This window comes from Mesorhizobium sp. M0664, assembly GCF_040320565.1.
Classification (GTDB): Bacteria; Pseudomonadota; Alphaproteobacteria; order Rhizobiales; family Rhizobiaceae; genus Mesorhizobium.
On the sequence record NZ_JAMYPW010000004.1, the window covers coordinates 127,398 to 147,640 of the forward strand.

Consider the following 20,243-nt stretch of genomic DNA (forward strand, 5'->3'; position numbering starts at 1 on the left):
CTTCCGCCCGCTTGCATCAAATGACTGGGAAACCGGGATGGCGCGCCGGCGGCTCCTGTCCGAAATAATCCTTGAACGCAGCGTCGTAGAGTGCCGTTTCATGACCGAACATGGCGATGGTGAAGGTCTGGTTGACGAAGGTCAGCCAGTCGAGGTCGCCCTGCCGAAGCGCGGCACCATAAAGCATTGAGAACCAGCTCTTGCCGGCATCGAAGTATTTGTCCGGATTGCGCGAGGCGAGCCAGCGCACCGTTGACAGATCGACCGCGGCGGCGTCGACGCGCTTCGATTCCAGGGCCTGCAGCACGTTGGCCTGCGTGTCTATCTGCATCACCTGCGACTCCGGCAGGACGATATGCACGTTAGCCTCGGCATCGACATTTTGCAGGATGGAAATCCGCGTCGCCGAACCGCCGGCAAGCAGCTTGTCGAAGGTCTTGTTTTCGGCGTTCGGAAGGGTCAGCAAGGCGATGCCTTCGACGTAGTAGGGTCGGGAGAAGTGGATCAGCTGCGAGCGCTGGGCGGTCATGGTCATGAACTGGATGGTGATGTCGACCTTGTTGGTGGTCACGTTCGGAATGCGCTGAGCCGGATCCTGCATGACGAATTCCACTTTGGTCGGATCGTCGAAAAGCCCCTTGGCGAGAATGCGACCCATGGTGATGTCCATGCCCACCAGTTCGCCGGCGTCGTTCTCGAAATGCCAGGGCGCATTGGTGCTGCCGGTGCCGACGATCACCTTGCCGCGCTCGAGGACGGTGCGCAGCAGGCTGTCCGGCGCTGCCTGGGCCGCCGCTTTCTGAACGTCGACCGCGGTAGCGGCGCTCATCACTCCGGCCGTTGCAAGCCCGGCCATTCCCAGTTTCAGAAATTCACGCCTTTTGGATGTGTCGTTCACGGCGACCTCCTTTCGTGTTGTGTTCCCCTTTGGAGCAGCAGTACAGGCATCGGTTGCAACTGACGTCATTGTCCCTTACAAGAGACGCCTGTACTCTGTACAAGACAGATTAACATCAGGGATCGATAATGCAAGAAGGTAATGCCTTGGCCGCTCGACCGGACGCCGGTCTGGACGAAGACAAGAACTCGGCTTCTCGGGAGAAGGGCCTCAACCGGGTCCTCCAGATTTTGGAGTTTCTTCACGCGACCCAGCGCGCGATCGGCATCGGCGATCTTGCCAAGGGGGTAAACGCGCCGCGTTCGACGACTTATACGCTTGTGCGCTCGCTGGTCGACGCAGGTCTGCTGGAAATGGCCGGAGACGGCAATCGGGTTTATTTCGGAAAGAAGCTCTATCTCTACGGAATGGACTATGTGCGGGGCAACGACCTGCTCAGGCGAGGGCGCCAAGAAGTCGACCATCTGTCACGCGAGACCGGCGAGACCTCGGAGTTGTGCATGCTGCAAAGCGGCCGCTACACCATCGTCCATTCAAGCCCGGGGACGAGGCCATTCCGGATCAGCTCGGCGACCGGTCTGCAAATACCGCTCCCCTGGACAGCTTCCGGGCGACTGCTCCTCGCCGGCTTCGACAGGGCAGCGATCGAGGATATGGTCTCCGAGGACGATCTCGTGCTGCCCGACGGCCGCAGATTGCAACTCGACGATTTCATAGACGACATCGCCGTCGCCAAGTCGGCCGGCTACTGCGTCACCTCCGGCCTTGTCGATGCCTACACCAAATGCCTGGCCGCGCCGGTCTTCTCAGCGCCGGGCAGGGTCGAGGCGACGATGTGCCTGGTGGTTCCGATCGATACCTCGACCGAAAAGACCGACGACCTGATAGCGTTGTTGCGCGAGCGCGCCGCACGGCTTTCGATCGCGGCATAACCGCTTTTCCAGCAAGCCGGCGCCGGCGTTCGTTCAAGCAATGGCGTTCGTTCAAGCAATAATATCTGGAATGATCTTGTCTTCCAGCGCCATCAGCCTGTCCTTCAGGAAAAGCTTCTTTTTCTTCATGCGCTGGATTTGCAGCGGGTCGCAATTCATGGCGATCATCGCATTGATGGCCGCGTCGAAATCGGCGTGTTCCTGCTTCAGCCGGGAATATTCGAGGCGGATATCTGCCTGTTCCTGATCGGACATTTTTTACCGTCTGCACGTCTGCGGCGCCCAAACTATGGGCCTGATTGGGCGGGACCGGGCCTTCTTGCACCGGCGCGCAGCCCATATCACATTTCATATTGGCGTGGAATGCTACCACGCAGCATTCGACATCGGTGCGCGATGGTGGCACACTGTCATTATGCCGTCATAGAAGCGAGCCTGCGGTGGACGTGCCATGACGGCTGCAATCCGAGGAAACCATGAAAGGGAGAACCAATCATGTCTCTTGCATCCCATCTTGATGAGCTGCAGCGGAAACACGGCGACATCGAACGCGAAATCGATGATGCGATGACCCATCCATCGGTAGACGACCTCGAAATCGTGAATCTCAAGCGGCGCAAGCTGGCGCTCAAGGACGAGATTGAAAAACTGAAGGCGAAACCGACGACGCACTGAAGCCCTTCCAGGACTAGAAGCGCCGCCCGGCGCGCGATCTTTCCGGTGGCATCGCTATGCTACCGGAAACGTTCGTGGATTTGCGGCAAGCTGCCGTCTTGTCATTTCCGATTTGCTGGGCCTGCGCGCCAGTCGCCATTGACAAGCCATCTTTGCTCCTCCACCTCATGCCCGGACCTTCAAGATTAAAGGCAGCCGGCATGACCGGATATTTTTCTTCACCCTTCCCACGCCGCAGGTCGGTCGGTGTCGATGTCGGCGGCGTGATGGTCGGCGGCGGTGCGCCGGTCGTCGTCCAGTCAATGACCAACACCGATACGGCCGATGTCGACCAGACGGTCGCGCAAGTGGCGGCGCTGCATCGTGCCGGCTCCGAGATCGTGCGCATAACCGTCGATCGCGACGAAAGCGCTGCGGCCCTACCGGCTATCCGCGAGCGGCTGGAACGGCTCGGCATCGACGTGCCGCTGGTCGGCGATTTCCACTATATCGGCCACAAGCTCCTGGCCGACCACCCGGCCTGTGCCGAGGCACTGGCCAAATACCGTATCAATCCCGGCAATGTCGGCTTCAAGGACAAGAAAGACCGGCAGTTCGCGGCGATCGTCGAGATGGCGATCAAATACGACAAACCGGTGCGCATCGGCGTCAATTGGGGTTCGCTTGACCAGGAGCTGCTGACCCGGCTGATGGACGACAACCAGGCCCAGGGCTTTCCGCTGACGGCGCAGGAAGTGACGCGCGAGGCAATCGTGCAATCGGCGATCCTGTCGGCCGGAATGGCCGAAGAGATCGGCCTTGCGCGCGAGAAAATCATCCTGTCGGCCAAGGTCAGCGGCGTGCAGGATCTGATCGCCGTCTACACCGAGCTTGCCACCCGATCCGACCATGCGCTGCACCTCGGCCTGACAGAGGCCGGCATGGGCTCGAAAGGCATCGTCGCCTCGTCCGCTGCCATGGGCATCCTGCTCCAGCAAGGCATTGGCGACACCATCCGCATTTCGCTGACGCCGGAGCCGAACGGCGACCGCACGCGCGAGGTGCAGGTGTCGCAGGAACTGTTGCAGACCATGGGCTTCCGGCAGTTCGTGCCGATCGTCGCCGCCTGCCCGGGCTGCGGCCGCACAACCTCGACCGTGTTCCAGGAGCTTGCCCAGAACATCCAGGCCGACCTGCGCAAGAACATGCCTGTGTGGCGCGAACAATATCCCGGCGTCGAGAACCTCAAGGTCGCGGTGATGGGTTGCATCGTCAACGGTCCGGGCGAATCCAAACATGCCGATATCGGCATTTCGCTGCCCGGCACCGGTGAGACACCGACCGCCCCGGTGTTCGTCGACGGCAAGAAGGCGGCGACCCTGCGCGGCCCGTCGATCGCCGCGGATTTCGAAAAAATGGTTTCCGACTACATCGAACGGCGGTTTGGGCAACACGGCAAAGCCGCGGCGGAGTAGTTCGATGCGGCGTTTGCTTGGGGCGACGCTGGTTGTCATTTGCGGGCTGGGCTGGGCGACAGCCGTCCAGGCCGATCCGCCGCGGCCCGCCAAGCAGAAGCTGATTGATCGAGTTTGCGATCTTATCGAGACGCATGCCGACCAGAATGGCCTGCCCCGGGATTTCTTTGCCCGGCTGATCTGGAAGGAAAGCCGTTTCGATCCCAATGCGGTCAGCCCCGTCGGCGCCGAGGGTATCGCCCAATTCATGCCGGGCACCGCCAGGATGCGCGGGCTCGCCAATTCCTTCGACATCGAACAGGCGATCCCGGCCTCGGCAAAATACCTCGCCGAAATGAAATCCGGTTTCGGCAATCTCGGCCTCGCCGCCGCCGCCTACAATGCCGGCGAGAGCCGGGTGACGCGCTGGCTGAATTCCGGCGGCTTCTTGCCGATGGAGACCGAAAGCTACGTTCTGGACGTCATGGGCGAGCCGGCCGACAACTTCACCAATACCGCCTACGCCGGCGTCATCCGGCCGCTCGACAAGAAGGCGAGTTTCGCTGCCGCTTGCCGCGAGCTGCCGGTGATCATGTCCAGAACCGTGCCGATGTCGTCGATCAACATCAAGCCGTGGGGCGTGCAGGTGGCCGGCAATTTTCGCCGCGCCGCGGCGCTCAACCAGTGGCTGAGAGTGAAAAGCCGGTTCCCGGCACTGCTTGCCGGCCACGATCCGGTGGTCAGCCGGGTCCGCACACCGATCGGCAGGCGCGGCATCTATGCCGTGCGGATCGGCGCCGATAGCAGAGCCAAGGCCGACACGATCTGCGACAAGCTGCAAAGCGTCGGCGGCGCCTGCATCGTGGTGCGCAACCGGTAAAGCCATATGTCGGTGCGTTTTGCGCCATTGCTGCCCATCTCGCTCCCCGTGGGCACTTCGTCCTCGATACGTGAATCATATTTTCGGTGAACCGTTAGGCAGGTCTTGCATCGTCGTCGATGCGGGGTAAGGTCCCCGCGATTTTTCGCGAAAGGGATCAGCATGGCCGGCTTCAAGACACTGGACGACATCGGCAATATCAGCGGCAAGCGTGTGCTGGTGCGTGTCGACCTCAACGTTCCCGTCGCCGAGGGCAAGGTCACCGACGCCACCCGCATCGAGCGCATTGCGCCGACCATTGCCGAGCTCTCCGGCAAGGGCGCCAAGGTCATCCTGCTTGCCCATTTCGGCCGGCCGAAGGATGGACCGGCGGCGGAATTCTCGCTCGAGCCGATCGCCAAGGCGACGGCGGAAGTGCTCGGCCGCCCGGTTGGCTTTGCCGCCGACTGCATCGGCGACAAGGCGGGAAATGCCATTGCTGCCATGAATAATGGCGACGTGCTGCTGCTCGAGAACACCCGCTTCCATAAGGGCGAGGAGCAGAACGATCCGGCCTTCACCGAAAAGCTCGCCGCCAACGGCGACATTTTCGTCAACGACGCCTTCTCTGCTGCGCACCGCGCCCACTCGTCGACGGAAGGGTTGGCGCATGTGCAGCCTTCCTTCGCCGGCCGCACCATGCAGGCCGAGCTCGACGCGTTGGAAAAGGGTCTTGGCAATCCCGTCCGTCCGGTTGTCGCCATCGTCGGCGGGGCCAAGGTCTCGACCAAGATCGACCTGTTGATGAACCTGGTGAAGAAGGTCGACGCGCTGGTCATCGGCGGCGGCATGGCCAACACGTTTCTCGCGGCACGCGGCACCGACGTCGGGAAATCCTTGTGCGAGCGTGATCTCGCGACCACCGCCAAGCAGATCATGATCGAGGCGGCCGAGGCCGGCTGCGCCATCATCCTGCCCGCCGACGGCGTTGTCGCCAGGGAGTTCAAGGCCGGCGCCGCCAGCGAGACCGTCGCCATAGCAGACGTGCCGGCCGACGGCATGATCCTCGACGTCGGCGCAAAGACCGTGAAAACCATTGCCGAATGGATCGACCGCGCCGCGACGCTGGTCTGGAACGGGCCGCTCGGCGCCTTCGAGATCGAGCCATTCGACCACGCAACGGTGGCGACGGCCAGGCACGCGGCAGCGCGCACCAGGGCCGGCAGACTGATCTCGGTCGCCGGCGGCGGCGATACGGTGGCGGCGCTCAACCATGCCGGCGTAGCCGACGACTTCACCTATGTCTCGACGGCTGGCGGCGCTTTCCTGGAGTGGATGGAAGGCAAGCCCTTGCCCGGCGTCGACATCTTGAAGCGCTGAGCGCGGCAGCAATAACAGCGCGAAAGAGGGCGCCCGCGACTTTCAATCGATTCGCGCCTACCCGGTGAAATTGTTCGACTTGAACCTGCGTTGCTCTGGTGGTCTGCTGGGCACGGATCAATTCTTTCAGGAGAAGCACGATGAGCGAACGTCTCGAGGACATTGCTGCCGCGATGGTGGCCAATGGCAAAGGCCTGCTGGCTGCCGACGAGAGCTCCGGCACCATCAAGAAGCGCTTCGACGTCATCGGTGTCGAGTCGACCGCCGACAGTCGCCGCGACTATCGCGAGATGATGTTCCGCGCCAGCGATGCAATGACCAAGTACATTTCCGGCGTCATCCTCTACGACGAGACCATTCACCAGAAGGCCGCCGACGGCACACCGCTGGTCGACATCATCAAGGCATCAGGCGCTATCCCCGGCATCAAGGTCGACGCCGGCGCCAAGCCGCTGGCCGGCTTTCCCGGCGACACCATCACCGAGGGCCTCGACGGCCTGCGCGAACGCCTTGCCGACTATTACAAGCTCGGCGCCCGCTTTGCCAAATGGCGCGCGGTGATCGACATCGATGTTGCCAAGGGCGTGCCTTCCGCCACGTCGATCGGCTCGAACGCCCATGCGCTCGCCCGTTACGCCGCGCTTTGCCAGGAGGCCGGCATCGTGCCGATCGTCGAGCCGGAGGTGCTGATGGACGGCGCCCACGACATCGACACCTGCTACGAGATCAGCAAGGCGACACTGACAAAGTTGTACACCGAGCTCTATGCGGCCCGCGTCGTGCTCGAAGGCACCATCCTGAAACCGAACATGGTCCTTGCCGGCAAGAAATCGGGCAAGGTCAGCAGCCCCGAGGAAGTCGCCGAAAAGACCATAAAACTGTTCCGCGAGACGGTGCCGGCCGCGATCGGAGGCATCGCCTTCCTGTCAGGCGGACAAACGGACGAGCAGGCGACCGCCAACCTCAATGCCATCAACGCTATCGGCCCGCATCCGTGGAAGCTGACCTTCTCCTACGGCCGCGCCTTGCAGGCCGCTCCGCAGAAGGCCTGGAGCGGCAAGCCGGCGAACGTCGCCGCCGCACAGGCCGCCTTCGCCCATCGCGCCCACATGAACCATCTGGCAGCGCTTGGACAATGGCAGCCGACGCTGGAGCAAGCCGCCTGACGGAATTCAGGTTGCGTTCCCTCCGACCCGGGCCATGTGCCCGGGTTTGTTTGAAAGCAGCAAGGTCTGCGATTTCCTGCAACTAAAAATGCAGCTCTGTGTCGGCATTCCTCGCTGCCGATCGTCCTCCGTGAAAAGAGGAGCAGACCTATGCCAAACAACAAGACCGTATCGCAGGAAAAATGGTTTCAGGCGCACAAGGCGCATCTGGCGCGCGAAAAGGAATTGACGCGCTTTCGCGACCGCGTCGCCGCCGAACGCCGCGAACTGCCGTGGCTGAAGATCCGCAAGGACTACGTCTTCGAGACCGAGCAGGGGCCAAAGAAACTGCCTGACCTGTTTGGCGGCAACAGCCAGCTGATCATCTACCATTTCATGTTCGGCCCCGGTGCCGACTATCGTTGCGAGGGCTGCTCGTTCCTTGCCGACCACATCGACGGTGCCAACCAGCATCTCAGGCACCACGACGTCTCGCTCGTGGTGGTTGCGCGGGCGCCGCTGGCCGAGCTTCTGCCCTACAAGCAGCGCATGGGCTGGAAATTCGACTGGGTGTCGTCGTACGCTTCGGACTTCAACTTCGACATGCAGGTGTCATTCACCGACAAGCAGATCGCGGCCGGCGACACGACCTACAATTTCGAGCGGCGCGCGCGGCAATCGAAGGATCTTCCCGGCACCAGCGTGTTCTATCGCGACGAGAAAGGCGACATCTTCCTGACTTTTATCTCGCGCTCCAGAGGCGGCGATCCGCTGATCGGCGCCTATCACTATCTCGACCTGACGCCGAAGGGTCGCAACGAAACCGGTCCCCACCATAGCCTGGTGGACTGGGTGCGGCTGCACGACGAATATGCGGATACGCCCGAGATGCAGGACAGCTGCTGCCATTGACGACGGGCGGTCACCCAAGGTCTTTCGCCTTCGGCCCGACATGCGCTAAGTGCTGTTCGCTATGCCCTAAAAGGGACTTGCCATGCGGCGCTTTCCGACCCTTCTCACCTGGCTCGCCTTTCCGGTTTATGTCTGGCAAGGACTTGGCGTGCGTCGCCGCACCGCCCGCATGCTGCCGGCACAAGGTCCGGTCATGCACGAGATATCTGGCCTGGCGCCAGCAATCTCGGTTCTGGTGCTTGGCGATTCCTCCGCCGCCTCGGTCGGCATCGGCAATTCCGAAAACGGATTGGCCGCGCAACTGGCAGTTCTGATTGCGCAACGCACCGGCCGCACCGTGCGCTGGCGGGCGGCCGGCTTCAACTCGGCAACCTCTGGCCAGATCCGCGATCATGTGCTGCCCAATCTATCGGCCGATCCGTGGACGCATATCGTGCTGGCCGTCGGTACCAACGACACCAAGAATTTTCATTCGGTACCGCGCTTCAAGCGCGAGTTTGGCGGCCTGCTCTACGCGCTGCGCGCCAAATGGCCGGAAGCGCGCGTGGTGTGGTCGCCGGTGCTGGAGTTCACCCGGGCTCCGGCAATGCCGCCATTGCTCGGCAAGATCCTCGAAATCCGCGCCGTCGAGGTGAACCGGATGGGCGAGCGCCTTTGCCTCGAACGCGGCGCCATACCGGCGCCCCGGCTGCCGATCACGGATGCCGATGCCGGCTTCGCATCGGATGGATTTCACGCTTCGGAAGCCGGCTACCGAGCCTGGGCGGAACATCTGGTCAGCCTGGTGCTCGCCAACGAACCGGGCGTCGCGTAGCGGGCCGCCCGCACTAAAGCGCGTCGCATTCGATTGGCCTCATCCGACGCGCTTCAGGTTCTTGTTTTTATGCATGTCGTTGTCGCAAAACCGCTGCACACTTTTGCGCGACATGCATTACGTCCAGTGCCCGAGCACCGCCGTAATCGAAATCGCCGCCATCGCCAGCAGCGCCAGCTTCCAGAAATCGCTGCGCCGCTTCAGCCCGGGCCAGCCGAGCGGCTTGATGAGCTGGATGACCATCATGAAGATGATGACGAGCGCGAGAAGTTTCGACATGCAGCCTTTGATCAGCATCGCGGCTGGCTGTCAAAGCGGCTCCGGGATCGCCGGCTTCCACTGCGGCAAGCCTCTTTTCAGCACTGCCTTGTCACTTCGATGGATAAATCGGAACGCCGGTCATGAGAGCCGCACCCTCCTGACAGACTGCTGTCAGCAGGGGTGTGCGATAGTGCCTGCATCGAAAGAGAGGAGACCAGCCATGAACGGTATTACCATTCTGCGTAGCGTGCAGCACTATGTCGGCAAGATCCGGACGATCCGCAATGAGATCCGCACCCAGCGATTCATGAACACCCTGCCTGCGGACATCCGCAAGGATATTGGTTGGCCGGACATGTATGGCGACCGCCGCAATGGCGGCAATTGAGGCAAGCTTTCTGCGTGGCGTTTGGATGCGACCTGGCGACGAGCTGAAATGGGCATGCTGAAGCCTCCTGACAGTATGGTGTCAGGAGGCTCGTGCCATAGTGCGATGGCCGCCGGAGCCGGATGGCCGAGAGGACGATCGATGAAAAGCTGGAACGACAGGCTGAACACGCCTGGCATCAACGGCATAACACCGTCGCCACGCACCATCGGCGACGTCATCGAAGGCCAGCCGATGCTGGTTCCTACAGCTCGCCAGGTCCATGCATTCATCCGCTCCATCCCCGAAGGCATGGACATGAATGTCCGCGCTTTGCGCACCGCTCTCGCCATCGAGCACGGTGCCGAGATGACATGTCCGGTCACCATCGGCTATCATCTGCGCACCGTCGCCGAGGCCGCCAACGAGGATCTTGAGGGTGGTATGGCGCTGGGCGACGTTGCGCCGTTCTGGCGGGTGGTCGGCGCAAACCCGCCGACAACGAGTAAACTGTCCTTCGGCGCGGCCTTCGTCGCCGCGCAGCGCAAGCGCGAAGGGCTGGAACGATAGACGCCGAGGGACCATACGATGCGCCGCGCCGACAGGCTCTTCCAGATCGTGCAGCATCTGCGTGGTGGTCGTCTGGTCACCGCCCAGAAGCTGGGCACGTGGCTCGAGGTTTCCGAGCGGACGATCTATCGCGACATCGCAGACCTGCAGTCGACCGGCGTGCCGATCGACGGCGAGGCCGGTGTCGGCTACATGATGAGGGAGGGTTTCGATCTTCCGCCGCTGATGTTCACGCGTGACGAGATCGTCGCGCTGGTCGCCGGCGCCCGCATGGTGCGCGCCTTTGGCGGCGCGGCCATGGCGCGAGCCGCCGACGAGGCGCTGGTCAAGATAGGCGCCGTGTTGCCCGACGCCGAAAAGGACCGCATCGCCCGTACCGAGATCCACACGCCGATGTGGGTGGTAAGCGATGCCGCCCGCGAAGCCATCGACCTGATCGAGCGGTCCATCGAGAAACGTCAGGTGCTGACCATCGACTATTCGGATGAGGCCGGCCGCAGCACCGCGCGCGACATCCGCCCGCTCGGCCTGTGGTTCTGGGGCAAGGTGTGGACCTTGGTCGCCTGGTGTGAGATGCGCGGCGATTTCCGCGCCTTCCGCATCGACCGCATCGCCTCGGTGGTCATCGCCGGCCGCACCTTCAAGCCGGAGCGCGGCAAGCAGCTCGCTGATTTCTATCGCGCGGTGGAGCGCAGCGAGGATTACGGCATGGCGCCGGACCGGGCGGCGCGAAGCTGACACGGAAGATCACAAAAAAAGCCCGCTTGAAAGCGGGCTTTTAGTTTTGGATGCCAGACCTATTCCTCTTCGTCGGCGTCCTTGTCCTTCGACTTCAGCGCCGAAAGCTTGGCGAAGACGGCGTTGGCGTCAAGTTCGCGGTCCTCGTCCTTCGGCTTTTCGGGCGCCGGCACCAGCCGTTCGGTCAAGGCGGCCGGCAGCAGCGTATCGCCGACCGGCTGCGCCTGCTCGCGGCCGCGCGAGGCGCGGTTGATTTCCATATCGAGGTCGATCTGCGACGTCAGGCCGAGCGTCACCGGATCCATCGGCTGGAGATTGGCGGAGTTCCAGTGCTTTCTGTCGCGGATCTGGTCGATCGTCGACTTCGTTGTGCCGACAAGGCGGGCAATCTGCGCATCCTTGAGCTCGGGATGGTTGCGCACCAGCCAGAGGATGGCGTTGGGCCGGTCCTGGCGCTTCGACAGCGGTGTGTAGCGCGGACCCTTGCGTTTGGATTCCGGCACCCGCACCTTGGGATCGGAGAGCTTCAGCCGGTGGTTGGCGTCCTTCTCGGCGCGCGCGATCTCGTCGCGAGTGAGCTGGCCGGTCATGATCGGGTCCATGCCCTTGATGCCTTGCGCCGACTCGCCGTCGGCGATCGCCTTGACCTCAAGCGGATGCAGTCCGCAGAACTGCGCGATCTGCTCGAAGGAAAGCGCTGTGTTGTCAACCAGCCAGACGGCGGTCGCCTTTGGCATCAGCAGCGTATTGGCCATTACAAAAATCCTTCTCGTTCGCCCGCGTTCCCGCGCGGGCGGTGGTTTAGAGCCACCAAAATGGGAAAATCGCGGTCTATATAACCGCTCGCTCGCCGTTTCGCAATGTTTTTGGCAGGCGCGCGTCAAGGACGGCACGGTAGCGCGACCAGCAGACCGCGAAGGGTCGGCAGATGACGCCATGCAGTCGAAACCTTCAAAAAGACAAAGCCCGCCAGACCAAGGTCGGGCGGGCTCGGAACCGGCGACGGAAATCCGTCTGCTGCGGCTCTGGCTTCTAAAGCTTGATCCCGAACCGCGGCTCGGCGTTGCCGAAAAGCGGCGCCCGGTCTTCGAGCGGGATCGTGCTCGAGATCAAAGCCCTTTGCGGGCGATTCTCTCGATGTCGCCGCGGTTGATGCCGAGGTCGTTGAGCTGACGAGCATTCAGCCGGTTCAGTTCGCGCACAGTTTCGTTGTACATGCGCCAGTTACGGAAAGCGCGGATCGGGTTCATGATAGTCCTCCATCGTTTTGATGCCGCGTAAATAGGCATCGGCGATGAAAAATTGAACAGACGCTTTTGCATGGCCGCAATGCGTTTGTTGCATTGCACCATTAAGCTTTCGTTCAGCCTGTTTGCGGGCCGTCAGGCGACATCGAGCACAATCTTGCCGATGTGCTCACCCTCCTCCATCCGCTCATGCGCCCGCCACGCTTCCTTGAGCGGGAAGATCGTATCCATCACCGGCGCAACCTTGCGCGTGCCGAGCAGCGGCCAAACCTGCGCCTCGAGCGCAGCCGCAACTGCCGCCTTGAACTCCACGGTGCGTGGCCTGAGCAGCGATCCTGTGTGCACGAGCCGCTTGGCCATGATCTTGAAGAAATCGGCGCTCGCCACTGCCCCGCCCTGCGTCGCGATCTGGACGATGCGGCCTTCCATGGCTGCAGCCTCATAGTTTCGCGCCACATAGTCGCCGCCGACCATGTCGAGGATGACATTGGCACCCTTGCCGCCGGTTGCCTCCTTGACTGCGGCGACGAAGTCCTCCTCGCGGTAGTTGATCGCCCGGTCGGCGCCGAGCTTGAGGCAGGCGTCGCATTTCTCCTTGCTGCCGGCGGTGGTGACGACATAGGCGCCGAAAGCAGCAGCAAGCTGGATCGCCGTGGTGCCGATACCCGACGAGCCGCCATGCACGAGCAGTGTCTCGCCGCTCTTCAGGCCGCCGCGCTCGAAGACATTGTGCCAAACAGTGAAGTAGTTTTCCGGCAGCGCCGCCGCTTCGGTGTAGGTAAAGCCGGCGGGCAGCGGCAGCACGCTGCCGGCGTGCACTCTGACATATTCGGCATAGCCGCCGCCCGCCGTCAGCGCACAGACCCGGTCGCCGACGCGCCAGCGCGATATCTCGTCACCAAGGGCAGCGACTTCGCCTGCTGCTTCCAGCCCCGGCAGATCCGACGCTCCCGGCGGTGGCGGATAGGCGCCCTTGCGCTGTTGCACGTCCGGCCGGTTGACGCCGGCGGCCCGCACCCGGATCAGGATCTCGCCGGGACCGGGAACCGGTACGTCGCGGGTTTCCGGTTTCAGCACCCGCGGCCCGCCCGGTTCCGATATGGCGATCGCCATCATCTTCGCCGGAATTTTCTGTGCGTTCGCCATGAATTTTCCCGTCGTGCTCCGCCGGTTTCTCGTGCCAGCTCTTGCCCGCCATTTGCATCCATACCCTTGCCCTATGTATGCTCATTGGCAAATCAGGCAAATGGGCAATCACGGAGGAGCGACGATGGCGATCTTCGACGACGAACCCAAGAAGAAAGCGCGCCCGCACGAGATCGGGCAGGATCTGTCGCTGCTTTCCGTCGATGAATTGTCCGAACGGATCGGCATCCTGCGCGACGAGATCGCCCGGCTGGAAGCCGAGCTCAAGACCAAGGGCTCGACCAAGTCGGCGGCAGAGGCGCTGTTTCGCCGCGGGTAGTTACTGCGGGTAATTCCAAAAGCTCGGGCACGCCGCCGAAAAGCCCGAATGCCGCTGTCTCCAGACTTGTGCCCAAAACCCCAGCCGGATTGAAAAATGTTCGCAAGCTACAGACCGATCCTCTCGCTGCTGCGCGGCACCGCGTTCCTGTTGGCGGCATCTGGACTGCACGGTCTGCTGTTGCCGCTGCGCGGCCAGGTGGAGGGCTTCTCGACGGCATCGCTCGGCCTGATGGGCACGGCTTGGGCCGGCGGCTTCGTCACCGGCTGCTTCTTTGCGCCACGCATCGTGCGCCGCGCCGGTCATGTCAGGGCTTTCGGCGCCTTTGCCGCATCGGGAGCGATCGTCGCACTGCTCACCGGCCTGATCATCGACGAATATACCTGGATCCTGCTGCGCGCCTTCACCGGCTTCACCATGGCCGGCGCCTTCATGGTCATCGAAAGCTGGCTCAACGAGAAGGCCACCAACGAAAACCGCGGCACCGTCTTCGGCCTCTACATGATGGTCACCTATGCCTCGATCATGGGCGGTCAGATGATCGTTGCGGGCGGCGATGTGAGATCGGCGTCGCTGTTCATGATCACCGGCATTCTGTTCTGCCTGTCGCTGATCCCGACAGCGGTCTCGACGGCGTCTCACCCCAAGCCGCTGCAGGACGTGTCGCTTGACGTCAAGGGGCTCTACGTCAATTCGCCGGTGTCGGCGATCGCTTGCGTGCTGATCGGCATCGCCAACGGCGCCTGGGGTACACTTGGTGCCGTCTATGGAGCGCGCATCGGCATCTCGACAGCCGAGATCGCGCTGATGATGAGCCTCGTGGTCATCGCCGGCGCTGCCATGCAGCTTCCGGCCGGGCGGCTCTCCGACACGACGGACCGTCGTTTCGTGCTGGCGGGCGCGGCCTGCGGCGCTGCGCTGTTTGCCATCGCCATCTTCCTGTTCGAACCGCGCTCCGGCGTCTTCGTCATCGTCTGCACCGCCGCCTACGGCGCCTTCGCCTACACGCTCTATTCGATCGCGGTGGCGCATGCCAATGACCATGCGCGATCGGAGGACTTCGTCAAAGTGTCGGGCGGCCTGCTGCTGCTTTATGGCTTCGGCACGATGATCGGTCCGCTGGTGGCCGCCGGCCTGATGGGCTGGATGCGCCCTGAGGGGCTGTTCCTGGCCACTGCGCTCGCGCATCTCAGCCTGGCTGGCTATACGCTGCTGCGCATCAGCCGTCGCGCGCCGGTGCCGATCGAAGGCCGCGATGCCTTCAAGACCCAGCCCGCCGATCGCTCGGTGACGCCGGAAGCGTTGCGGCTCGACCCGCGCAGAAAAGCTGAAGCCGACAGTTGAGATTCGAGGCGCTTTGCCCCACAAATAAGGCATGATGCTTTCCGACGCCTTCATGGCGATTGCCGATCCCAACCGGCGCCATCTCTTGGAAGAGCTCCGGCGCGGACCGAAGACCGTCAACGAATTGGCATCCGGCTTGCCGGTGTCCCGCCCGGCCGTTTCGCAGCACCTGAAGGTGCTGCTTGATGCGGGGTTGGTCAACGCCAAGCCGGAAGGCACCAGGCGCGTCTATACGGTCAGCAATGCCGGCTTCCTGAAGCTCAACATCTGGCTTGACCAGTTCTGGGATGCGGAGCAGCTCGGTTCACCCGGAAGCTGAGAGGCATCGTCAGCGCGTCGAGCAACTATGCAGCATCGGGCCTAGAGTATCCGTGTTGGTCAAGGGAGAGATGGTGTCCAGGTCCGATTGCCCCTGAGTAGTGCGTTTGCGAGGATGATGAACCACTCTAGCCATTGTTGTAGGGGAAGAGCTTGAAATACGGCTGCGCTTCCTCGATCACACGGGCAACCGAGGGGCGTTGCAGCAACCGGTCGTGATAGCGCCTGACCGCAGGATATTCGTCTCCGAACGGCTCGACCTTGTTGGCGTAGAACAGCGCGGGGGCGGCAGCGCAGTCGGCCATGGTGAAGCTCGCACCCACCGCCCATGTCGTCGACTGCATGTCCTGTTCAATGATGGCGTAGGAGCTGCGCAGCTGGGCGCGGGCCTGCTCGACGCCGAACGGATCGGTCTTGCCCTCCGGCCGCAGCCGGTCACCAACGATCTTCTGCATCGGTTCCTGGACATAGAAGTCATAGAAGCGGTCGGCAAGCCGGGTCTGGCGAGCGAGATCGAGATCGGCGGGGATCAGTTCGACCGGCCCAGGATAATACGCGTTGAGATATTCGATGACGATCGTCGATTCCGGCACGGTCCGGTCCAGCGCTTCATCGCGCAGCACCGGCATCTTGCCGAGCGGCCACAATTTCAGAAACGCCGCGCGCGACTGTTCATTGCCGAGATCGACAACGACCGATGTGAATGGCGTGCCGTTCTCATAGAGCGCGATCAGCGGTTTCCAGCAGAAGGAGGCCAGCGGATGAAGATGCATCGTCAGGGACATTTTTGCTCCTATCTTTGGTGCTTCGTCTCGCGGGCATCCGGTGTCAAGGTTCGGCCCGCTGCTACGTGGCCCGGCTGTGGGCGACGATCGCATCGATGATCGCGGCCCAATCGTCGGGATGCAGCTCGTGGCCGCCGCCCTCGATCCGGACCAGTCTTGCACCGGCGACCGCGTCGGCAAGAGCGGCGCCATGCTCGGCTGGAAAGATCGGATCGTCGGTGCCGTGGACAACGAGGAGCGGAATCTTCATCTCGTGCAGCCGCCCCGTCCAGTCCTCGCCGCTCCGATCTTCGCCGCCCTTGAGCATGAAGTGATTGGTCGCGCTGAGAAAGCCGCCGGACCGGTCGTAGTCCTGTTCCACGAACGCTCTCGTCCGCGCCTCATCGAACGGATGCGCGGTGCCGGCGAGCGCACGCGCGTTTTTGACCATGAAATCGACCGCTTGGCCACGGTCAGACCAGTCGACCTTCGCGCCTTCGGCCGAATGTTTCCTATAGGCCTCGGTGGTTCCGGGCAAATGCGACGTATCTATGCCCAAGGGCGAGCTGCTGATCACCGTCAGCGAAGTGACACGCGACGGGTATTTCAACGCAACGAGCTGCGCGATCATGCCGCCCATCGACATGCCGACCACGTGCGCCTTTCGGATTCCCTGGTCGTCAAGGACGCGGACGGCATCGTCCACCATGTCGTCGAATGTATAAGGCGGCTCGCCCGGCGCGTATTTGGTCGAACGGCCGGTATCGCGATTGTCATAGCGGATCACGAAGCGACCCTCGCCGGCCAGCTTCCGGCAAAACGCTTCGGGCCACCAAAGCATGGAAGCCATCGCGCCCATGATCAACAACACCGCCGGATGGGCCGGATCGCCGAACGTCTGGGATGCGATTTCGGGGTGTTCGGCGTTTTTCATGGCTTTCCTCCTTGGGCTTCCAATCCGATTGCATTTTGCAATCAGTTGCACGATATTAAAACCGATACGATAATGCAACCGGTTTTTGGAGATTCGCATGAACATCGATCGTCGGTCCGGATGCCCCATCAACCTGTCGCTCGAAGTGTTCGGTGACCGGTGGAGCCTGATCATCCTTCGCGACATCATCTTCGGCGGCAGACGCCACTTTCGCGAACTGCTCAACGGCTCGATGGAGGGCATCGCCTCCAACATCCTCGCCGACCGGCTGAAGCGGCTGATGGAGCTCGGCATGCTGACCAAGGCGGACGATCCCTCCCACAAGCAAAAGGCGATCTACAGCCTGACCGAAATGGCGATTACGCTGGTGCCGATCCTGGCGCATCTCGGCGCCTGGGGCCGCGTCTGGCTGCCGGTCAGCGAAGAGCTCTCTATCCGTGCCGAGCTTCTGGAAAAAGGCGGCCCGCCGATGTGGGATAAGTTCATGAACGAGTTGCGCCACGAGCATCTGGGTGCGTCTCCCGCCCCATCTGGACCCACCGTCCGCGCGACTTTGCAGGCCGGATACGATGCGGTAGTCGCCCGCAAGGCGGAGCGAGTTGGCTGCGATCCGGCGCCATGACCAACTTATTTTCCCAATTGCGGGCTGGCTCTGCTATCAAGGGACTGAAGATAATTTACGGATTGGATAACGCTCTTGGTCGAGAACTCTAAGGACACTGCCCGTGCGCGGGCCGATTTGCGTTTCAAGAAACAGGAAGAGGCAGCCACGGTTCGCCAGAAGGCGATGGCGGAATATGTCGCCGAGAGCGACGCTCGCCAAGCCAAGACCAACAAGCTGCGGGCGCTGCGCCTCGCCAAGGAAGCGGAAGACCTGGCCAATGCGCCTCCGGCCCCGGTGAAGAAGCCTCGCGCCAAGAAGAAATAGGCCGGCGCTCCCAGAATCCATGCTTCCTTCCGCACGCGAAACAGTTCACTCGGAGTCTGTTCTGACGGCTGATAACTGGCGCGTTCAGGAGACGGCCATGACCGCACTGACGCTCGACAAAGCCCTTGAAATCAACGCCGCCGCCTTTGCCAAGGGTGCCTAGCTCAAGCTCAGGCGCTTGGCGTCTCGGTGCTCGACGCCGGCGCCCATCTGGTCGCGTTCCAGCGTCAGGACGGCGCCTCGTTCCTGCGTCCGCAAATGTCGGCCGGCAAGGCCTATGGCGCGCTCGCTATCGGCATGGGCCCGCGCCGGGTGGAAGCTTTCGCCAAGGAGCGCCCGCATCTGATCGCCGACATCTCCGACGTGTCGGGCGCGCGCGCGGCGTGCTGATCCGCGACAACGCCGGCACGATCATCGGCGCCATCGGTATTTCCGGCGACACGTTCGACAATGATGAAACGGCAGCCATCGCCGGCTCGAGGCGGCTGGCTTCACCGCTGACCCGGGCTGAGCCGGGATCCTTAATTCATATTGATGTCGCGGGTGGCCGACCGCATCGACACCGAAAAGCCGGCCAGCACGTCGATCAGCGCTATGACCATCAGTGTGAAGAAGACGGAATGGGCGGCGCCCTTCACCAGCAGGAACTCGACCAGATAGGCCACAAAGACGAAGGTCGACAAAAGATGGTCCATGATCGAGGCACTTGTCGTGCGCGTCGACTTCACCACTTCGACGAACAAGAAGATCAGTGCGATCAGCACGATGAGGTCGCCGAGGGTCATCGAGAACACGCCACCCGACATCATCCGGACCGAAAACATTTCGGTGGCCCACGGATCGTCGCCGCTGCCGAATATTCCCAGAAGCCCAAGATTGTAGAGGATGAAAGGCACGATCAGCAGCGGGATGGCACCGAACATGTGGCGGCTCCGGTTGGACTGATCTTTGTAGAGTGCGCCCGGCGTTCGCCGTCAAGAATTTTCGTGCGGCCGATAAACACGGACAAAGACGGCGTGAAACAACAATGTCAGGCCCGGCTGATACGATCAGTTGTCGCAAACGCAAAAAGACCGGCCAATGGCCGGTCGCTTCGCAACCCAATAAACCGTCGAAAGCTCTATCAGCTTTCCTTCGGCTCCAGAACCTGGCGACCGCGATACATGCCGGTCTTCAGGTCGATATGGTGCGGACGGCGCATCTCGCCGGAGTTCTTGTCCTCGACATAGGTCGGGGCCTTCAGTGCGTCGGCAGAACGGCGCATGCCGCGCTTCGACGGAGAGGTTTTTCGTTTCGGAACGGCCATGGATATGCTCCACTACATGGTCAAAACGCCCCGGCGGCCCTCGTGAAAGGGCCACATCAGGGGCCGGAATCTGAGAAAGTCGGGTGCCTATACACGCCCGACGGCGTTTTGGCCAGCGTCGCCGTAGTTTTTTTTTGACACTATCGCAGGCAACCGACATAGGCGCCGGCGCGGCCGGCGCGCCGTTCGATCAACGCGGCAAGCCGCCTCAGTCCCGGCCCGGGCTTCGCCGGATTGCGCACGATCGGATTCGGCAAGGTGACGGCAAGCAGCGCTGCCTGCCGGCGCGACAGCTGTTTAGCCGAGACGCCGAAATGATGCTGGGCGGCGGCCTCGATGCCGTAGATGCCCGGTCCCCATTCGGCGATGTTGAGGTAGATCTCCATGATCCGCCGTTTCGACAGCACCGCATCGAAATAGACGGCCAGCGGCAGTTCGACGACCTTACGGACCGAGCCCAACGGCCGCGACCATAGATAAAGATTCTTTACCGTCTGCATGGTGATGGTCGAGGCGCCACGTGTCATCTCGCCGGCGAGCGCATCGTCGACGACGCCGCGCAACTCGCCCAGATCGACGCCGCGATGGAAACAGAACTGCCCGTCCTCCGACATGATTATCGAATATGCCAGCACCGGCGCGACATCGTCGATGGAAACCCAGCGCCGATCGTAGCCGGAAAACGTCGCCAGGTCCTTCAGCATCAATGTCGACACCGGATGCACGAATGACGGCAGATACAGGAAGGTCAGCACCACCGGCACCAACGCCAGCACGACGGCGACGGCAATGCCGCGCCGGACCCAGCGTTGAAGACCGATGCGGCTGCCGCGTCTCGGTCTCGCCATGTCCAACCCTTCGGTTTCGTGATCGACGATCGGTTCCGCCAAGCCACCCAGTCCGCGCTACTCCCTGCCCCCGGCATAATGGCGCTTGGCTTCTTGCGCAATGTC

Annotated in this window: 27 protein-coding genes and 1 pseudogene; 17 read left to right on the top strand and 11 right to left on the bottom strand. The window is 62.3% G+C overall.

Going from position 1 to position 20,243, the window contains the following annotated elements; genetic code table 11:
- Positions 1-16: 16 nt before the first annotated feature.
- Positions 17-898: a transporter substrate-binding protein gene (locus NKI39_RS08330; RefSeq protein ID WP_031212143.1), complete on the bottom strand. Its 882-nt coding sequence runs from the start codon at positions 896-898 to the stop codon at positions 17-19.
- A gap of 128 nt (positions 899-1,026) precedes the next feature.
- Here NKI39_RS08330 and NKI39_RS08335 point away from each other — a divergent pair, with 128 nt between their 5' ends.
- Complete coding sequence (locus tag NKI39_RS08335) at positions 1,027-1,830, top strand: IclR family transcriptional regulator (protein ID WP_352831378.1); 804 nt, start codon at positions 1,027-1,029, stop codon at positions 1,828-1,830.
- 51 nt (positions 1,831-1,881) lie between these two features.
- Here NKI39_RS08335 and NKI39_RS08340 read toward each other — a convergent pair whose 3' ends face one another.
- The gene (locus tag NKI39_RS08340) at positions 1,882-2,085 is read right to left on the bottom strand and encodes a YdcH family protein (protein WP_023678480.1); all 204 of its coding nucleotides are present in this window, start codon (positions 2,083-2,085) and stop codon (positions 1,882-1,884) included.
- Between the two features lie 240 nt (positions 2,086-2,325).
- Between NKI39_RS08340 and NKI39_RS08345 the strand changes: the two genes are divergently transcribed.
- The 7 genes from NKI39_RS08345 to NKI39_RS08375 all read left to right on the top strand — a co-directional run bounded on the left by NKI39_RS08345 (position 2,326) and on the right by NKI39_RS08375 (position 9,048).
- Entirely contained in the window at positions 2,326-2,505 is a 180-nt protein-coding gene (locus NKI39_RS08345) for a YdcH family protein (RefSeq protein ID WP_023678481.1), read from the top strand.
- 200 nt (positions 2,506-2,705) lie between these two features.
- On the top strand, positions 2,706-3,959 hold the full coding sequence (ispG, locus tag NKI39_RS08350) for a flavodoxin-dependent (E)-4-hydroxy-3-methylbut-2-enyl-diphosphate synthase (RefSeq protein ID WP_352831380.1): 1,254 nt from the start codon (positions 2,706-2,708) through the stop codon (positions 3,957-3,959).
- A 4-nt stretch (positions 3,960-3,963) separates the two neighbouring features.
- Positions 3,964-4,818, top strand: coding sequence for a transglycosylase SLT domain-containing protein (locus tag NKI39_RS08355; RefSeq protein WP_352831381.1), 855 nt, complete (start codon positions 3,964-3,966; stop codon positions 4,816-4,818).
- A gap of 162 nt (positions 4,819-4,980) precedes the next feature.
- The gene (locus NKI39_RS08360; RefSeq protein ID WP_352540261.1) at positions 4,981-6,177 is read left to right on the top strand and encodes a phosphoglycerate kinase; all 1,197 of its coding nucleotides are present in this window, start codon (positions 4,981-4,983) and stop codon (positions 6,175-6,177) included.
- A gap of 140 nt (positions 6,178-6,317) precedes the next feature.
- Positions 6,318-7,343: a class I fructose-bisphosphate aldolase gene (locus NKI39_RS08365; RefSeq protein ID WP_352831383.1), complete on the top strand. Its 1,026-nt coding sequence runs from the start codon at positions 6,318-6,320 to the stop codon at positions 7,341-7,343.
- Positions 7,344-7,493: 150 nt separating this feature from the next.
- Positions 7,494-8,234, top strand: a complete 741-nt coding sequence (locus NKI39_RS08370) for a DUF899 domain-containing protein (RefSeq protein ID WP_352831385.1) — start codon at positions 7,494-7,496, stop codon at positions 8,232-8,234.
- 82 nt (positions 8,235-8,316) lie between these two features.
- Positions 8,317-9,048 (top strand): SGNH/GDSL hydrolase family protein, encoded by a 732-nt coding sequence (locus NKI39_RS08375; RefSeq protein ID WP_352767667.1) that lies wholly within the window; start codon positions 8,317-8,319, stop codon positions 9,046-9,048.
- A gap of 117 nt (positions 9,049-9,165) precedes the next feature.
- Here the strand turns inward: NKI39_RS08375 and NKI39_RS08380 are convergent, their stop codons facing one another.
- Entirely contained in the window at positions 9,166-9,327 is a 162-nt protein-coding gene (locus NKI39_RS08380) for a hypothetical protein (protein ID WP_352540257.1), read from the bottom strand.
- A gap of 202 nt (positions 9,328-9,529) precedes the next feature.
- Here NKI39_RS08380 and NKI39_RS08385 point away from each other — a divergent pair, with 202 nt between their 5' ends.
- The 3 genes from NKI39_RS08385 to NKI39_RS08395 all read left to right on the top strand — a co-directional run bounded on the left by NKI39_RS08385 (position 9,530) and on the right by NKI39_RS08395 (position 10,984).
- Positions 9,530-9,697: a hypothetical protein gene (locus NKI39_RS08385; protein WP_023678489.1), complete on the top strand. Its 168-nt coding sequence runs from the start codon at positions 9,530-9,532 to the stop codon at positions 9,695-9,697.
- A 141-nt stretch (positions 9,698-9,838) separates the two neighbouring features.
- The gene (locus NKI39_RS08390; protein WP_352831387.1) at positions 9,839-10,246 is read left to right on the top strand and encodes a hypothetical protein; all 408 of its coding nucleotides are present in this window, start codon (positions 9,839-9,841) and stop codon (positions 10,244-10,246) included.
- 18 nt (positions 10,247-10,264) lie between these two features.
- Positions 10,265-10,984 carry a helix-turn-helix transcriptional regulator gene (locus NKI39_RS08395; RefSeq protein WP_023678491.1) on the top strand — a complete coding sequence of 240 codons (720 nt, stop codon included), beginning with the start codon at positions 10,265-10,267 and terminating at the stop codon, positions 10,982-10,984.
- A 59-nt stretch (positions 10,985-11,043) separates the two neighbouring features.
- Here NKI39_RS08395 and NKI39_RS08400 read toward each other — a convergent pair whose 3' ends face one another.
- From NKI39_RS08400 to NKI39_RS08410, 3 genes are all read right to left on the bottom strand, one after another.
- Positions 11,044-11,739, bottom strand: a complete 696-nt coding sequence (locus NKI39_RS08400) for a DUF1013 domain-containing protein (protein WP_023678492.1) — start codon at positions 11,737-11,739, stop codon at positions 11,044-11,046.
- A 354-nt stretch (positions 11,740-12,093) separates the two neighbouring features.
- Positions 12,094-12,234 (bottom strand): DUF1127 domain-containing protein, encoded by a 141-nt coding sequence (locus NKI39_RS08405; RefSeq protein ID WP_023678493.1) that lies wholly within the window; start codon positions 12,232-12,234, stop codon positions 12,094-12,096.
- A gap of 132 nt (positions 12,235-12,366) precedes the next feature.
- On the bottom strand, positions 12,367-13,377 hold the full coding sequence (locus NKI39_RS08410) for an NAD(P)H-quinone oxidoreductase (protein WP_352454845.1): 1,011 nt from the start codon (positions 13,375-13,377) through the stop codon (positions 12,367-12,369).
- A 124-nt stretch (positions 13,378-13,501) separates the two neighbouring features.
- Here NKI39_RS08410 and NKI39_RS08415 point away from each other — a divergent pair, with 124 nt between their 5' ends.
- The 3 genes from NKI39_RS08415 to NKI39_RS08425 all read left to right on the top strand — a co-directional run bounded on the left by NKI39_RS08415 (position 13,502) and on the right by NKI39_RS08425 (position 15,359).
- Positions 13,502-13,696: a DUF1192 domain-containing protein gene (locus tag NKI39_RS08415; RefSeq protein WP_023678495.1), complete on the top strand. Its 195-nt coding sequence runs from the start codon at positions 13,502-13,504 to the stop codon at positions 13,694-13,696.
- 96 nt (positions 13,697-13,792) lie between these two features.
- A complete protein-coding gene (locus NKI39_RS08420) occupies positions 13,793-15,040 on the top strand; it encodes an MFS transporter (RefSeq protein WP_352683429.1) in 1,248 nt (415 codons plus the stop codon).
- Between the two features lie 31 nt (positions 15,041-15,071).
- Complete coding sequence (locus tag NKI39_RS08425; RefSeq protein WP_023678497.1) at positions 15,072-15,359, top strand: ArsR/SmtB family transcription factor; 288 nt, start codon at positions 15,072-15,074, stop codon at positions 15,357-15,359.
- A 127-nt stretch (positions 15,360-15,486) separates the two neighbouring features.
- Here the strand turns inward: NKI39_RS08425 and NKI39_RS08430 are convergent, their stop codons facing one another.
- Complete coding sequence (locus NKI39_RS08430; protein WP_352613487.1) at positions 15,487-16,143, bottom strand: glutathione S-transferase family protein; 657 nt, start codon at positions 16,141-16,143, stop codon at positions 15,487-15,489.
- A gap of 61 nt (positions 16,144-16,204) precedes the next feature.
- A complete protein-coding gene (locus NKI39_RS08435) occupies positions 16,205-17,056 on the bottom strand; it encodes an alpha/beta fold hydrolase (RefSeq protein ID WP_352613489.1) in 852 nt (283 codons plus the stop codon).
- Positions 17,057-17,153: 97 nt separating this feature from the next.
- On the opposite strand from NKI39_RS08435, the gene NKI39_RS08440 reads away from it, so the two are divergent.
- The 3 genes and pseudogenes from NKI39_RS08440 to NKI39_RS08450 all read left to right on the top strand — a co-directional run bounded on the left by NKI39_RS08440 (position 17,154) and on the right by NKI39_RS08450 (position 18,495).
- A complete protein-coding gene (locus NKI39_RS08440; protein WP_352451127.1) occupies positions 17,154-17,678 on the top strand; it encodes a winged helix-turn-helix transcriptional regulator in 525 nt (174 codons plus the stop codon).
- Positions 17,679-17,753: 75 nt separating this feature from the next.
- The gene (locus tag NKI39_RS08445) at positions 17,754-17,984 is read left to right on the top strand and encodes a hypothetical protein (protein ID WP_023678501.1); all 231 of its coding nucleotides are present in this window, start codon (positions 17,754-17,756) and stop codon (positions 17,982-17,984) included.
- A gap of 97 nt (positions 17,985-18,081) precedes the next feature.
- Positions 18,082-18,495 (top strand): annotated as a pseudogene (locus tag NKI39_RS08450) (GlcG/HbpS family heme-binding protein).
- A 10-nt stretch (positions 18,496-18,505) separates the two neighbouring features.
- Here NKI39_RS08450 and NKI39_RS08455 read toward each other — a convergent pair.
- The 3 genes from NKI39_RS08455 to NKI39_RS08465 form a co-directional block, all read right to left on the bottom strand.
- Positions 18,506-18,907 (bottom strand): hypothetical protein, encoded by a 402-nt coding sequence (locus tag NKI39_RS08455; protein ID WP_352500775.1) that lies wholly within the window; start codon positions 18,905-18,907, stop codon positions 18,506-18,508.
- Positions 18,908-19,107: 200 nt separating this feature from the next.
- A complete protein-coding gene (gene rpmF, locus NKI39_RS08460; protein WP_006203806.1) occupies positions 19,108-19,290 on the bottom strand; it encodes a 50S ribosomal protein L32 in 183 nt (60 codons plus the stop codon).
- A 140-nt stretch (positions 19,291-19,430) separates the two neighbouring features.
- Positions 19,431-20,189, bottom strand: a complete 759-nt coding sequence (locus NKI39_RS08465; protein WP_352817821.1) for a biosynthetic peptidoglycan transglycosylase — start codon at positions 20,187-20,189, stop codon at positions 19,431-19,433.
- Between the last annotated feature and the right edge of the window lie 54 nt (positions 20,190-20,243).

Bases quoted from the DNA above. Each gene is read 5' to 3' on its own strand.
- NKI39_RS08335 (WP_352831378.1), top strand. From the start codon at position 1,027: ATGCAAGAAGGTAATGCCTTGGCCGCTCGACCGGACGCCGGTCTGGAC.
- NKI39_RS08340 (WP_023678480.1), bottom strand. From the start codon at position 2,085: ATGTCCGATCAGGAACAGGCAGATATCCGCCTCGAATATTCCCGGCTG.
- NKI39_RS08345 (WP_023678481.1), top strand. From the start codon at position 2,326: ATGTCTCTTGCATCCCATCTTGATGAGCTGCAGCGGAAACACGGCGAC.
- ispG (WP_352831380.1), top strand. From the start codon at position 2,706: ATGACCGGATATTTTTCTTCACCCTTCCCACGCCGCAGGTCGGTCGGT.
- NKI39_RS08355 (WP_352831381.1), top strand. From the start codon at position 3,964: ATGCGGCGTTTGCTTGGGGCGACGCTGGTTGTCATTTGCGGGCTGGGC.
- NKI39_RS08360 (WP_352540261.1), top strand. From the start codon at position 4,981: ATGGCCGGCTTCAAGACACTGGACGACATCGGCAATATCAGCGGCAAG.
- NKI39_RS08365 (WP_352831383.1), top strand. From the start codon at position 6,318: ATGAGCGAACGTCTCGAGGACATTGCTGCCGCGATGGTGGCCAATGGC.
- NKI39_RS08370 (WP_352831385.1), top strand. From the start codon at position 7,494: ATGCCAAACAACAAGACCGTATCGCAGGAAAAATGGTTTCAGGCGCAC.
- NKI39_RS08375 (WP_352767667.1), top strand. From the start codon at position 8,317: ATGCGGCGCTTTCCGACCCTTCTCACCTGGCTCGCCTTTCCGGTTTAT.
- NKI39_RS08380 (WP_352540257.1), bottom strand. From the start codon at position 9,327: ATGTCGAAACTTCTCGCGCTCGTCATCATCTTCATGATGGTCATCCAG.
- NKI39_RS08385 (WP_023678489.1), top strand. From the start codon at position 9,530: ATGAACGGTATTACCATTCTGCGTAGCGTGCAGCACTATGTCGGCAAG.
- NKI39_RS08390 (WP_352831387.1), top strand. From the start codon at position 9,839: ATGAAAAGCTGGAACGACAGGCTGAACACGCCTGGCATCAACGGCATA.
- NKI39_RS08395 (WP_023678491.1), top strand. From the start codon at position 10,265: ATGCGCCGCGCCGACAGGCTCTTCCAGATCGTGCAGCATCTGCGTGGT.
- NKI39_RS08400 (WP_023678492.1), bottom strand. From the start codon at position 11,739: ATGGCCAATACGCTGCTGATGCCAAAGGCGACCGCCGTCTGGCTGGTT.
- NKI39_RS08405 (WP_023678493.1), bottom strand. From the start codon at position 12,234: ATGAACCCGATCCGCGCTTTCCGTAACTGGCGCATGTACAACGAAACT.
- NKI39_RS08410 (WP_352454845.1), bottom strand. From the start codon at position 13,377: ATGGCGAACGCACAGAAAATTCCGGCGAAGATGATGGCGATCGCCATA.
- NKI39_RS08415 (WP_023678495.1), top strand. From the start codon at position 13,502: ATGGCGATCTTCGACGACGAACCCAAGAAGAAAGCGCGCCCGCACGAG.
- NKI39_RS08420 (WP_352683429.1), top strand. From the start codon at position 13,793: ATGTTCGCAAGCTACAGACCGATCCTCTCGCTGCTGCGCGGCACCGCG.
- NKI39_RS08425 (WP_023678497.1), top strand. From the start codon at position 15,072: ATGATGCTTTCCGACGCCTTCATGGCGATTGCCGATCCCAACCGGCGC.
- NKI39_RS08430 (WP_352613487.1), bottom strand. From the start codon at position 16,143: ATGTCCCTGACGATGCATCTTCATCCGCTGGCCTCCTTCTGCTGGAAA.
- NKI39_RS08435 (WP_352613489.1), bottom strand. From the start codon at position 17,056: ATGAAAAACGCCGAACACCCCGAAATCGCATCCCAGACGTTCGGCGAT.
- NKI39_RS08440 (WP_352451127.1), top strand. From the start codon at position 17,154: ATGAACATCGATCGTCGGTCCGGATGCCCCATCAACCTGTCGCTCGAA.
- NKI39_RS08455 (WP_352500775.1), bottom strand. From the start codon at position 18,907: ATGTTCGGTGCCATCCCGCTGCTGATCGTGCCTTTCATCCTCTACAAT.
- rpmF (WP_006203806.1), bottom strand. From the start codon at position 19,290: ATGGCCGTTCCGAAACGAAAAACCTCTCCGTCGAAGCGCGGCATGCGC.